The following is an 11,881-nucleotide window of genomic DNA, read 5'->3' as shown; positions in this document are numbered from 1 at the left end:
GACAAGAGGCCGGGCATCAAAGCCCGGCCTCTTGGCATCATGAGACGTTATTCGGCATCCGGCGCTTCGCCGAACCACTTCTCGTAGATCTCGTCGTAGGTGCCATCTTCATGCATCTCGGCGAGTGCCTCGTTGGTGGGCTCGACCCACTCGCTGCCCTTGGTGAAGGCAATGCCGTACTGCTGGCCCTCGTAGAGGGGGCCGACCGTCTTGACCCGACCCTGGCCTTTCGTTTGAGCGAAGTAGCCGACGTTGGGGGCGTCGTAGAAGACGGCATCGACGTTGCCGCCCATCAGCGCCATATACATGTCGGCGCTGCCCGGATAGGGCGTGATTTCGGCGTCGTCGCCGAGGTTTTCCTGCAGATAGTCGTAGCTGGTGGAACCGATCTTGGTCCCGATCCGCATGCCTTCGAGCCCGTCGAGGGTGTCTACGTCGCTGTCCTGTTTGACCAGGATGCGCAGGCCGGAGTCATAGTAGGGATCGCTGAAGTCGACGATTTCCTGGCGCTCGTCGGTGATGGTGATGCCGGCGATGGCGAAGTCGACGTTGCCCGTCTGGATGGCGGGGATGATGCCGTTGAAGTCCATCGTGTTGATGCTGATATCAAAACCGGCGCGATCGGCAATTTCCTGGATCATGTCCATGTCGAAGCCGACCATTTCGCCACTGTCCGGATCCATCATTTCGAACGGGACGAAGCTCGGGTCGGTTGCCCCGTTGAGGCTGGCTTCCTGTGCCTGGGCAGTGCCGGCGAGCGTGATCGCGGAGAGGCCGATAGAGAGGGCCAGCGCGGACGCCGCCAGCCGGGGAATCGCAGGGGTATTGTTGTTCATAATTGCCTCGAATCTGTCAGTGATAGGGTCTATCACCATCTACAGTGAGGAAATTTGTCGAGAAACGTCAAGTTGATGCGCGCGCGGGCGCCCGAATTATCAGACCGAGAACGAGGCGCCGCAGCCGCAGGTGGATTGGGCGTTGGGGTTTCGAATGATGAAGCGAGCCCCGGCCAGTCCCTCTTCGAAGTCGACGGTGGAGCCGACGAGATACTGATACGACAGCGAATCGACGACGAGGCTCACGCCGGCGTTGTCGATGATGGTGTCATCCTCGGCGAGCTGATCACCGAGATCGAAGCCGTACTGGAAGCCGGAGCAGCCGCCGCCGGTGACGTAGACCCGCAGCTTGAGCGACGGATTGTTCTCCTCGTTGATCAGCGACTGGACGCGTTTGGCCGCGGCGTCGGTGAAAAACATGGGGCTTGGAGCGAAGGACTCCACTGTACTCATCGTCACGCTCCCGGAGGGCGGTCGTCGACCGCTGGGTGGATCGGAAAGAAGTGCGCCACGTCGAGCGTGCCGCTTTTGATGAACGCCATTATCGGTAATACCCAGTAAAAGGGTCAACTTTAGCGGCGTCGTCCCGCGGCGTGCGACGTGTATGATTGTGAGCGGCGCTGACGCTGGGTAGCGACCCGTCGACCGGCGCGCGTCCGATCCATCCACGAGATCCACCCGAGAAGAGGGGGCAGGCGTGACGAGACTGGCTTTTCGACGACCCAGCATGGAGCGATTTCGTCGCCAACTGGCGAGCGTCGATGCCATGCCGCAGCTCTGCCTGCTGGGGATTCTCGCCGGCGTGCTGACCGGCGGGGTGATGGTGGCCTTCCGCTTGCTGCTCCAGTTCGGGGCGTTCTTCTTGATGCCGGGGAACGATCCCGAGGCGTTCGAGGCGCTGCCGCCGTTGACCCGCGCCCTTTTGCCGCTGGTCGCCGTTGCACTCATTGGCATCTGGCTCTGGCCGCAGCCACGACGCACCCTGCGCATGGGCATCGGCCATGTGATCGAACGTCTCGCCTACCATCAGGGAAAGATGCCGTTTCGCAACTGGATCAACCAGTGGTGGGTCGGTGTGATGTCGGTGCTGGGAGGACTCTCGGCGGGACGCGAAGGGCCGGCGATTCATCTGGGCTCGGCGGCGTCGAGCTGGATCGGCACACGACTTCGGCTCCCTCACAATAGTCTTCGCGTACTGGTCGGTTGCGGCACTGCCGCGGCGATTGCGGCGTCGTTCAATACGCCCATTGCCGGCGTCATTTTCGCCATGGAAGTGGTGATGATGGAGTACACCATCGCGGGTTTCATGCCGGTGATTCTCGCCTCGACCATGGGCGCATTGATCTCCTGGGCGGTCTACGGCAGTGAACCCGCGTTCAGCGTGCCGCCACTGGCACTGAGTTCGCTGCGCGATCTTCCGTGGATCGTTCTGACCGCGCTGATCATCGGTGTCATGGCCGGGGTCTTCGTCCGTCTCGCCAAGGGACATGCACTCGTCGCGCGGCTGCCCTTCGCGCTGCGACTGCTGATGATCGGGGGCGTGACCGGTGCCATCGCCTGGTTCTACCCTGAGGTTCAGGGCATCGGCTACGACAGTCTGGCGCAGACGCTGAACTCGCCCATGACCCTGGATACGCTATTGGTGCTGGCGGTGATCAAGCTTTCGCTGACTGCGCTGTGTCTCGCCGGCGGGGTCCAGGTCGGCGTGATCGGCCCGTTGCTGGTCTCCGGGGCTGCCGCCGGCGCGCTGATGGGGATGATCGGGGGGGCATGGCTGCCGAGTGTCGTCACCACGCCTGAGCTCTACGCCGTCCTCGGGATGGCCGCCATGATGGCCGCGGCCCTGCAGGCGCCGCTGGCGGCGCTGCTCGCACTGCTCGAACTCACGCGTAACGCGGCGATCATGCTGCCGGGGATGCTGGCGGTCGTGGTCGCCGTGCTCACGGCCCGGCAGTTCTGCGGCTGCCACGGATTTTTCATGTCGACACTCAATCAACTGGGCCAGCATCCGCTGCAGCAGCCGCTGATGCAGGCGCTCTCTCGGGTTGCCGTGCCGGCGGTGATGGAGCGCAATCTGGTGCGCTCGCCGCGCTATATCGACCATGAACGAGCCAGAACGCTGCTCGGCTCCAAACCGACCTGGCTCGTCATCGTCGACGAGAGTCGTGGCAAGCCGCCGCTGGCGATGAAGGCGGCCAATCTCGCCCGCGTGCTCGACGACGAGGCGTGGCTCGCCGAACACGAGCGTATCGATCTCGAGGAGGTGCCGGGTGAGCGCCTCGATCTGGCGCCGGTCTATCTGGAAGCGACACTGTCGGAAGCCTTCGATACCCTCAACGAATCCAGCGTCGATGCGCTCTATGTCGAGCAGACCACGGCCCCGATGATTCGCAAGATTTCCGGTATCATCACCCGCGAAGCGATCGAGAATTACTATCGGCGAAAGCGCTGACGGCCAGCCGGCCACAGCGCTGACGACGATGCCAACACCAGCCGGGAGGTGAGCGAGATGTCTCATGACGACAAGCCGGTGGTGCTGATTCTGTCAGGCCATGACCCGAGCGGCGGGGCCGGTCTTTTGGCCGACGCAGAGGCCGTACGCGGCTGCGGCGGCTGGGCGGTGACGGTGCCGACGGCGCTCACCGTGCAGTCGACCCAGGACGTCGAAAGTGTCTCCCCGTGCACGGGCGAGTTCGTGCGGCGCGCGGCAAGACACCTCTGTGATGACTTTACGATCGCGGCGATCAAGGTCGGCCTGATCCCCAATATCGACGTGCTCAACGCGGTCATCGATATCGCCAAAGCCTGTCCCGGGGTGCCGCTGATCGTGGATCCGGTGATGAGCAGTGGCGGCGGCACCGATTTATCCACACCCCATTTGGTCGGCACGCTTCGCGAGCGGCTGCTACCCCTTGTGGATATCTTGACGCCCAATCGGGGCGAGCTCGCCCGAATCGCAGCGCGGCCCGGTGAAGGGGAGGTCGCGCAGGTGGTCGAGATCATGTCGCTCGGGTGTGCGGCAGTGCTACTCACCGGCACCGACCCGCTCGAAGGCGAAGCGGCATCGAGCCTGGTGGTTCATACCCTGCACACGCCAGATCTCAATCGCCAGTGGCAGTGGCCCCGTCTGTCGGCCCAGTACCACGGTTCCGGCTGCACCCTCGCCGCGGCGCTGGCGGCCCGTCTGGCCGCCGGCGAGGGGCTCGCCGGGGCGTGTACCCAGGCCCAGCGCTATACCTGGGATACGCTCGACCACGGATTCATGCTCGGGCGGGGCCAGCGACTGCCGGACCGGCTCTGGCGTGCGCCTGACTTCGATGCCACGCTGGAGTGATGATGTCAGACCGTTCTGCCGGCCACGCCCTCAACGGCCTCTATGCCATCACCGACAGCGGCCTGCTGTCGGAGGACTCGCGACTGCTCGATGCCTGTGGACAGGCGCTCGAGGCGGGCATTGCGCTGCTCCAGTATCGCGACAAGTCCGACGACACCGCTCGCCGGCGCCGCCAGACCGAGGCGCTGGCCTCGCTCTGTGCACGTCACGCCACGCCGCTGATTATCAACGATGACCTGGCTCTGGCCGAGTGGCTTCGGGCGCGCTGGGGCGAAGGTGTCGGTCTTCATCTGGGCCAGGGGGATGGGTCGCTGGCGTTGGCGCGGGCGCGCCTGGGAGATGACGCCATCATCGGCGCCACCTGTCATGGCTCGCTCGCGCTCGCCGAGCGGGCTGCCGGGGAGGGCGCCAGTTATCTCGCCTTCGGACGATTTTTCCCCTCCCGGACCAAGCCCGCCGCCGTACCGGCCTCGCTGACGATACTCGCTGAGGCTGCGCGCTTCGGCCTGCCCCGCGTCGCGATCGGGGGGATCGATGGCGAGACAGCGGGCCAGGCGCGAGAGGCCGGCGCCGAGCTGCTTGCCGTGGTGCATGCGCTGTTCGCGGCCGACGATGTGCACGGGGCCACCCGCGAACTCGATGCCGCGATGCGTGCGGCGTCCTTACCGAATTCTGTCACCGAACGCTGTTAGAGAGATATCTATGACCACTTCCGCCGAACTTTTCGAACGTGCCAGCCAGCGAATTCCCGGTGGCGTCAACTCGCCCGTGCGGGCCTTCAAGGGCATGTCGCGCTCTCCGGTCTTCATCGAGCGCGCCAAGGGCGCCTATCTCTTCGACGTCGAGGGCAAGCGCTACATCGACTATGTCGGTTCCTGGGGACCGATGATCACCGGTCACGCCGACCCCGAGGTACTGGCCGCGGTGCGCGACCGACTCGACAGCGGCCTCTCTTTCGGCACGCCGACAGCGATCGAGACGACCATGGCCGATCTGATCTGCGAGATCATTCCGTCGATCGACATGGTGCGCATGACCAGCTCCGGCACCGAGGCGACGATGTCGGCGATCCGGCTGGCGCGAGGCTACACCGGACGTGACAAGATCGTGAAGTTCGAGGGCAACTACCACGGTCATTCCGATTCGCTGCTGGTCAAGGCAGGCTCCGGGGCGCTGACGCACGGTGAACCCAGCTCGCCGGGCGTGCCGGCGTCTCTCGCCGAGCACACCATCACCCTGCCTTACAACGACATCGATGCTGTCAACGACTGTTTCGAGACGCTGGGCGAGCAGATCGCGGGAATCATCGTCGAGCCCGTAGCCGGGAACATGAACTGCATTCCGCCGCAGCCCGGTTTTCTCGAGGCGTTGCGCCAGGCCTGCGACCAGAGCGGCGCGGTGCTGATTTTCGACGAGGTGATGACCGGCTTTCGTGTCGCGCTCGGCGGCGCGCAGGCTCACTATGGCGTGACACCCGACCTCACCTGCCTTGGCAAGATCGTTGGCGGCGGCATGCCGGTGGGCGCCTTCGGGGGGCGACGCGAGATCATGGAGTGGATCTCGCCGCTCGGGCCGGTCTATCAGGCGGGCACGCTGTCGGGCAATCCGCTCGCCATGGCCGCGGGCGTCACCCTGCTCGAGAAGATCCGTCAGCCCGGATTCCACGAGGCGCTGAGTACGCGCGTCGATACGCTCTGCGACGGGCTCGAGGCGCGCGCTCATGCCGCGGGCGTCGAGATGATGACTCAGCGCGCCGGTGGCATGTTCGGACTGTTCTTCACCGCACAGCAGCGGGTGGACAATTTTGGCCAGGCCACGGCCTGCGACGCCCAGGCGTTCCGCAACTTCTTCGCCTCGATGCTCGAGTCCGGCGTCTATCTCGCACCGTCGCCCTTCGAGGCTGGCTTCATGTCGAGCGCCCATACGCACGACGACCTTCAGAATACGCTGATGGCCAGCGAACGCGCATTCGCCGCGATGAACTGAGAGGCGCGATTCCATGATGCAACCGAAGCGCCATCCACGAGGAGAGGGATGATGAGCCGAACGCTGATCCAGGCGCTCCGAGAGAGTGATTGTTTCGATCACCCGGTCGGCGCCATCGATCTCTTCGAAACGCCGATTTCGTGGGTCGTATTGACCGGTGACTTCGCCTACAAGATCAAGAAGCCGCTGGATTACGGTACCTTTCTGGACTTCTCCACGCTCGCCAAGCGCAAGCAGCTCTGCGAGCAGGAAGTGCAGCTCAACCGTCGCGTGGCGCCAGCGCTCTATCTGGGCTGCGTGGCGATCTCCGGCAGCGAAGAGGCCCCGCGGGTCAACGATGACAGTGCGCCGATCGAGTACGCGGTCAAAATGCGCCAGTTCAGCAATCGCCATCTGCTCAGTTCGATTCAGGCGAGCGGCGAGCTGTCGGTGGAGTTGATCGATGATCTGGTGGATCAGCTCGTTGCGCTACACGAATCGGCGGCAAGAGTCGCCGACGACAGCCCCTACGGCACGCCGGACTTCATCCGGCAGATGCTGGTCGAGGAGTTCGAGCTGATCGAGTCGCTGCTCGACACACCCGAAGACCGCCAGGCGCTCGAGAGCGTGAAGACGCTGTCGCTCGAGAGTTTCGCACGGCTCGAGCCGGTGCTTGAGGCACGACGGCGTGAGGGATTCATCCGCGAGAGTCACGGCGACATCCATCTGGGGAATGCCGTGCACTTTGAAGGACGGGCGATCCTCTTCAACGGCATCGAATTCAACGAACGGTTGCGCTGGTGCGATGTCGCCTGTGAGCTCGCTTTTCTGATCATGGATCTGGAAGCTCGCGGCGAGCAGGCGTACGCCCACTACGCGCTCAATCGCTATCTCGAGCTTTCCGGGGACTATCAGGTCGTCAGCCTGATCAGCTTTTACAAACGCCATCGTGCACTACTGCGGGCGCGTATCGAGCTGGTCAGGGATCGGGACGCGGGAGAGATCGATGACCTCCCCGAGGCAGAACCGCTCGAGCGTTTCCGTCGCTACCTGGCGATGGCACAGGACTACAGCGAGTTCCGCTTTCCTTATCTGATTCTGGCGGTGGGGGTTTCCGGCAGCGGCAAAAGTCGTTTTACCGAGGAGACGGTGCGGCGTCTGGGAGGCGTGCGTATTCGCTCGGACGTCGAGCGCAAACGGCTGTTCGGTTTCACCGCAGAACCCGCAGATGTCGATACGGTTTATGGCGAGGCGGCTACCGAGCAGACGTACCGGCGGCTCGCCGAACTCGCGGGCACCGTGCTCGAGGCTGGCCTGCCGGCGTGTATCGACGCGACCTGCCTGCTGGGCGAACAGAGACGGCGTTTACGCTTCGAGGCCGAAAAGCGTGGGCTAGCGGTATTGATGGTGAGCTTCGAGGCGGACCCGGCCACCCTTCGCGCACGGATCGTCAAGCGCGCCAGACGCAGCGGTGAGCCATCCGAGAGGAGTCTGGCCATCCTCGAGCGCCAGCGCGAGCGGTTTGAACCCTTCACCGCCGACGAGACGAGCTATCTCGTTCATCTCGATACGACGGCGCCGGACGCCAATCTGACGCTCGCCTCTCTGGTTCAAGAACGTATGCGCCTCAACTAGCGTGGCAGCCATCGATACGCCAAGGCACCGATGACGTGCCCTGGCGTATTAACGGCCCGGATCGCGTTGACCCTCAGGTTGCTTTTTTAATATTAAACTAAATTAAATTAGCTCTTATTGTTGTAAGACATTACTCCATTCTATTAACCGAAATTTATTGTCTTGCCGTGCGCAAGTGTGACGTTAGTCGTGAAGTTTGGAAATAATTTCAACGCTAAGGATTGCTGGTCATGTGCCATGTCATGGCAACGACTGACGGATTCGCGGTCGGCGATTAACGACACATTACTTCTTTCGACGGTTAACGACGCCCTGCGTAGCGAGAGGCCATGACGGGAATGGTTCCCAGGTTCTGGCGCGCCCAGTTCGTCGCCTGAATGCGATTGTGGACGTTGATCTTGCGAAACAGGTTGTAGAGGTGCGATTTCACCGTGTGCTCGCTGACGAAGAGCTTCTCCGCGATCTCGGTATTGCTGGCACCGGATACCAGCAGGGTGACAATCTCCAGCTCGCGGCGGGTCAGGCCGCATACCGGGCGGTAGGTGTTGACCTGCTGACGCCGGTAGAAGTCGATCAGCATTGCCGAGAGAGGGCGAGAGATCCAGAGCTCTCCCTTGAGCAGCTTGAGGATGCCCTTGCAGATGAGCTCGAGGCTATCCTGGCGGTAGAAGACCCCACGCAGATGGATGCCGATCAGCAGCTCCATCACCTGCTTGTTGTCGCGCACGTTGAAGGCCGACAGGATGATCGACGAGTGCTCCTCGGCGCGGGTATTCCAAGTGAGCAGGTCCTTTTCCTGAACGTGGTCGCCGTCCAGGAGGACGAGCGCACCGCGACCCTCGGCCACTGCAAAGCGCTCTTGCGGGTTGAGCGCAAGGACGCGGCAGCCCGTTTTCTGGTGGATATAATCGAGAAAGAGGACGGACTGTGAATTGCAGTCCGTCACGAGAACGATATCAGTGCTATCGGTATTCACGACAAGGACCCCCCTAGAATGATGAGTCTTCTATATGTTTTGTTGCGCGTCTCGGACGAGTTTCTGATGCCGCCGTGTCGAGAACGCGTGCCCCATAGTGTTAATAAAACCTCTGCCTTGTAAATATAGGATCAAGAGGTTTTCAAACGGTCACCGGTTTGAAATTATTAAGGCTAGATGAAGGTTTAAAATAACTTCAATCAATCAAAGAGTTGCAGCTTGGTATACCAACCGCCTTTTTTACGTACTCACTCACGTATGAGAAAAACCCATCACTGCCGGACGGTCAAAAAGCCATGTGTACACGCTAATTCGCGAGATTTCTGACGAACGTAAGTGGACTTAGGAAGTTGACGACCTGGCGGCGCGAGACGCTATACCCGCTACGGCGTGCACCGTAGAATGACGGTTTTGCCAGGTAGGAAGAGTGTCATGAGCGAACCCCTTGAAGATCTGGTCATCGCCAGCGCCAACCCCGGCAAACTCGCTGAGTTCCAGCAGCTGCTCGGCCCATTGGGGTTTCGGGTTCAACCACAGTCGGCGTTCGGTGTCACCGACGTCGAGGAGACCGGGCTGACGTTCGTCGAGAACGCCATTCTCAAGGCGCGTGCGGTGTCGCGGGCAAGCGGCCTACCCGCACTCGCCGATGACTCCGGGCTGGCGGTGGATGCGCTCAACGGCGCGCCGGGTATCTACTCGGCGCGCTACGCGCAGGCGGTGGGCGATCGTGACACTCGCGATCGCGCCAACAACGATAAGCTCCTCGAGGCGTTGAGGGAGGTGCCCGAGGGCGACCGCGGCGCACGCTACTGGTGCGTTCTGGTCTATCTGCGCCATGCCGACGACCCGGTACCGCTGATCGTCCAGCGAGACTGGGCCGGCGACATCCTCGCCCATCCCCGGGGCGAGGGGGGATTTGGCTACGATCCACTTTTCTGGGTACCCGAGAGCGCCATGAGCGCCGGTGAGCTGAGCGGTGACGAAAAGAACCGCCTGAGTCATCGCGGTCGAGCGCTACAGGCGCTGGTGGAGCAGCTGCAGGCGTGAGCGATGTCATGACACGACGTGGCGCCCACAACGCGGCCGAGTCCCCGGAGACGCTGCCACCGCTGGCCCTGTATATCCACGTGCCGTGGTGCGTGCGCAAGTGCCCCTACTGCGATTTCAATTCGCACGCGCTGGGTGCCAGCCAGCAGCCCCCGGAAACGGCCTACGTGGCGGCGTTACTCGCCGACCTCGATGGCGATCTCGCGCTGGTACAGGGGCGCAAGGTTGTCAGTATCTTCATCGGTGGAGGGACACCGAGCCTGCTCTCTGCCGAGGCGTATGCGCGGCTATTTGCGGGGCTGCGCGAACGGCTCCGCTTCGCCGACGATATCGAGATCACCCTGGAAGCGAATCCTGGCACTTTCGAGCAGGCGCGCTTCGAGGGTTATCGCCGAGTGGGTATCAATCGGCTCTCGATGGGCGTGCAGAGTTTTCACGCCGCGCAGCTCGAAGCTCTCGGACGCATTCACTCGGGCGAAGAGGCCGTCAGCGCCATGGTCCAGGCGCGCCGAGCGGGCTTCGACAACATCAATCTCGACCTGATGCACGGGCTGCCCGGTCAGACGCCGGCGCTGGCGCTGGCCGACATCGAGCAGGCGTTGACGCTCGACCCAAGCCATCTCTCCTGGTATCAGCTGACGCTTGAGCCCAACACCGAGTTCTTCTCGCACCCGCCGACGCTGCCGGACGAAGAGCATCTGTGGGATATTCAGGATGCCGGCCACGCGCTGATCGAGTCCGCCGGACTCAGGCGCTACGAGATTTCGGCCTACGCCCGGCCTGAGCGGCAGGCACGGCACAACCTGAACTACTGGCGCTTCGGCGATTATCTGGGGATCGGCGCCGGCGCCCACGGCAAGCTCACGATGCCCGCGCCCGATAACGGGTTTGGCATCGAGCGGCGCTGGAAGACTCGCCAACCGGAAGCCTATCTGCGTCGGGCCAATGATCCTCGCGGCTTCATTGCCGGTCGGCAGAGACTCGAGCCCGAGGCGCTGGCGCTGGAGTTCTCCATGAATGCGCTGCGTCTGGTCGACGGGGTCGCGATCGAGGATTGGCAAAACCATACCGGTCGCGCGCTGTCGGAGCTGGAAAGCAGACTGCACGATGCCCGCGCTCGAGGATTGCTCGAGGTCAGCGAATCGCGTTTTCAAGCGACACCCCAGGGTCTGTTGTTTCTCAACGACCTGCTGGTGTCGATCGACGAGGCCTGAGCGAATCGCGCTCACGCCATGGAACCCGGCCGCCGTAGGACGGTGGTGCAAGCGCAAGGAGCTAGATGCATGACAATCGCGACGAAGAAGACGGTCTGGATGGCGATCCCGGTCGCCCTGGCCGTAGGCGTTTCCGGCTGCGCGTCCAACGGCTCCCAGCAGGCGTCCTCTCCGCAGCAGGGAAACGGTAACAGCAATACCTGGGGGGGCGCTGGCATCGGGGCCATCGCCGGTGCCGTCGCGGGGGCGTTGACCGGTGACGGCGGCAGCAGCACGCGGGATCGGGCGCTGATCGGTGCCGCGGCAGGGGCCGCCATCGGGGGGGGCGTTGGCGCCTACATGGACAAGCAGGAAGACGAGCTGCGCAACCGTCTCGATGGAACGGGCATCGGCGTCGAGCGTCAGGGCAACGACCTGATCCTCAACATGCCGAGCAGTGTGACCTTTGATACCGACGCCAGCGATCTCAAGACGCCGGCGCGTCAGGCGCTCAACGACGTCAACGCCGTGCTGCGGGCCTATCCGGAAACCCGCATCACCGTTGCCGGCTATACCGACAGCACCGGCGCCGAGAGCTACAATCAGACGCTCTCCGAGCGCCGCGCCCAGTCGGTCGCGACGTATCTGGAACAGGGCAGCGTCCAGGCGAGCCGCATCGACACCGTCGGCTACGGCGAGCGCAATCCGGTGGCGAGCAACGACACCGATGCGGGCCGCGCGCAAAATCGGCGCGTCGAGATCACGTTGACGCCGACCGGCCAGTCCTGAACCGACAAGGCTGAACGCGAGAGGCTCCCGACCTCGGGCACCTCTCGCGTCGACAGTGTTATTCATGGGCGCGGCTCCCTCGGGGCCGCGCCTTTTGTCACCCTGG

11 protein-coding genes are annotated in these 11,881 nt (G+C 63.1%); 8 read left to right on the top strand and 3 right to left on the bottom strand.

From position 1 onward, the window contains the following. Positions 1–47: 47 nt before the first annotated feature. Entirely contained in the window at positions 48–836 is a 789-nt protein-coding gene (locus DOM41_RS04550; RefSeq protein ID WP_110685654.1) for a transporter substrate-binding domain-containing protein, read from the bottom strand. Positions 837–935: 99 nt separating this feature from the next. Next, positions 936–1,289, bottom strand: a complete 354-nt coding sequence (gene erpA / locus DOM41_RS04545; protein ID WP_110685653.1) for an iron-sulfur cluster insertion protein ErpA — start codon at positions 1,287–1,289, stop codon at positions 936–938. A 274-nt stretch (positions 1,290–1,563) separates the two neighbouring features. Here erpA and DOM41_RS04540 point away from each other — a divergent pair, with 274 nt between their 5' ends. Genes DOM41_RS04540 through DOM41_RS04520 form a run of 5 tightly spaced genes read left to right on the top strand, consistent with a single transcriptional unit; the run spans position 1,564 to position 7,770 of the window. Further along, positions 1,564–3,288, top strand: a complete 1,725-nt coding sequence (locus DOM41_RS04540; RefSeq protein WP_110685652.1) for a chloride channel protein — start codon at positions 1,564–1,566, stop codon at positions 3,286–3,288. A gap of 57 nt (positions 3,289–3,345) precedes the next feature. Further along, positions 3,346–4,170, top strand: a complete 825-nt coding sequence (gene thiD / locus DOM41_RS04535; RefSeq protein ID WP_110685651.1) for a bifunctional hydroxymethylpyrimidine kinase/phosphomethylpyrimidine kinase — start codon at positions 3,346–3,348, stop codon at positions 4,168–4,170. 2 nt (positions 4,171–4,172) lie between these two features. Further along, positions 4,173–4,862: a thiamine phosphate synthase gene (thiE, locus tag DOM41_RS04530; RefSeq protein WP_110685650.1), complete on the top strand. Its 690-nt coding sequence runs from the start codon at positions 4,173–4,175 to the stop codon at positions 4,860–4,862. A gap of 10 nt (positions 4,863–4,872) precedes the next feature. Then, on the top strand, positions 4,873–6,156 hold the full coding sequence (hemL, locus tag DOM41_RS04525) for a glutamate-1-semialdehyde 2,1-aminomutase (RefSeq protein WP_110685649.1): 1,284 nt from the start codon (positions 4,873–4,875) through the stop codon (positions 6,154–6,156). 51 nt (positions 6,157–6,207) lie between these two features. After that, entirely contained in the window at positions 6,208–7,770 is a 1,563-nt protein-coding gene (locus DOM41_RS04520) for a bifunctional aminoglycoside phosphotransferase/ATP-binding protein (protein ID WP_110685648.1), read from the top strand. A 301-nt stretch (positions 7,771–8,071) separates the two neighbouring features. Here the strand turns inward: DOM41_RS04520 and DOM41_RS04515 are convergent, their stop codons facing one another. Beyond that, positions 8,072–8,746 (bottom strand): LuxR C-terminal-related transcriptional regulator, encoded by a 675-nt coding sequence (locus DOM41_RS04515; protein WP_110685647.1) that lies wholly within the window; start codon positions 8,744–8,746, stop codon positions 8,072–8,074. Between the two features lie 432 nt (positions 8,747–9,178). Here DOM41_RS04515 and rdgB point away from each other — a divergent pair, with 432 nt between their 5' ends. From rdgB to DOM41_RS04500, 3 genes are all read left to right on the top strand, one after another. Then, the gene (rdgB, locus tag DOM41_RS04510; protein WP_110685646.1) at positions 9,179–9,793 is read left to right on the top strand and encodes an RdgB/HAM1 family non-canonical purine NTP pyrophosphatase; all 615 of its coding nucleotides are present in this window, start codon (positions 9,179–9,181) and stop codon (positions 9,791–9,793) included. An 8-nt stretch (positions 9,794–9,801) separates the two neighbouring features. Continuing rightward, on the top strand, positions 9,802–11,007 hold the full coding sequence (gene hemW / locus DOM41_RS04505) for a radical SAM family heme chaperone HemW (RefSeq protein ID WP_110685843.1): 1,206 nt from the start codon (positions 9,802–9,804) through the stop codon (positions 11,005–11,007). Between the two features lie 69 nt (positions 11,008–11,076). After that, on the top strand, positions 11,077–11,775 hold the full coding sequence (locus DOM41_RS04500) for a YiaD family glycine zipper/OmpA-like lipoprotein (RefSeq protein WP_245391741.1): 699 nt from the start codon (positions 11,077–11,079) through the stop codon (positions 11,773–11,775). Positions 11,776–11,881: the final 106 nt, after the last annotated feature.

Origin of the sequence: Salinicola aestuarinus, from assembly GCF_003206645.1 — a bacterium.
In the GTDB taxonomy this organism is placed as follows: Bacteria; Pseudomonadota; Gammaproteobacteria; order Pseudomonadales; family Halomonadaceae; genus Salinicola; species Salinicola aestuarinus.
This window is presented reverse-complemented; position numbering and strand designations above follow the sequence as displayed.

What these genes read in the sequence shown, in the direction of transcription:
- DOM41_RS04550 (WP_110685654.1), bottom strand. Translation starts at nt 836, where the DNA reads ATGAACAACAATACCCCTGCGATTCCCCGGCTGGCGGCGTCCGCGCTG.
- erpA (WP_110685653.1), bottom strand. Translation starts at nt 1,289, where the DNA reads ATGAGTACAGTGGAGTCCTTCGCTCCAAGCCCCATGTTTTTCACCGAC.
- DOM41_RS04540 (WP_110685652.1), top strand. Translation starts at nt 1,564, where the DNA reads ATGGAGCGATTTCGTCGCCAACTGGCGAGCGTCGATGCCATGCCGCAG.
- thiD (WP_110685651.1), top strand. Translation starts at nt 3,346, where the DNA reads ATGTCTCATGACGACAAGCCGGTGGTGCTGATTCTGTCAGGCCATGAC.
- thiE (WP_110685650.1), top strand. Translation starts at nt 4,173, where the DNA reads ATGTCAGACCGTTCTGCCGGCCACGCCCTCAACGGCCTCTATGCCATC.
- hemL (WP_110685649.1), top strand. Translation starts at nt 4,873, where the DNA reads ATGACCACTTCCGCCGAACTTTTCGAACGTGCCAGCCAGCGAATTCCC.
- DOM41_RS04520 (WP_110685648.1), top strand. Translation starts at nt 6,208, where the DNA reads ATGAGCCGAACGCTGATCCAGGCGCTCCGAGAGAGTGATTGTTTCGAT.
- rdgB (WP_110685646.1), top strand. Translation starts at nt 9,179, where the DNA reads ATGAGCGAACCCCTTGAAGATCTGGTCATCGCCAGCGCCAACCCCGGC.
- hemW (WP_110685843.1), top strand. Translation starts at nt 9,802, where the DNA reads ATGACACGACGTGGCGCCCACAACGCGGCCGAGTCCCCGGAGACGCTG.
- DOM41_RS04500 (WP_245391741.1), top strand. Translation starts at nt 11,077, where the DNA reads ATGACAATCGCGACGAAGAAGACGGTCTGGATGGCGATCCCGGTCGCC.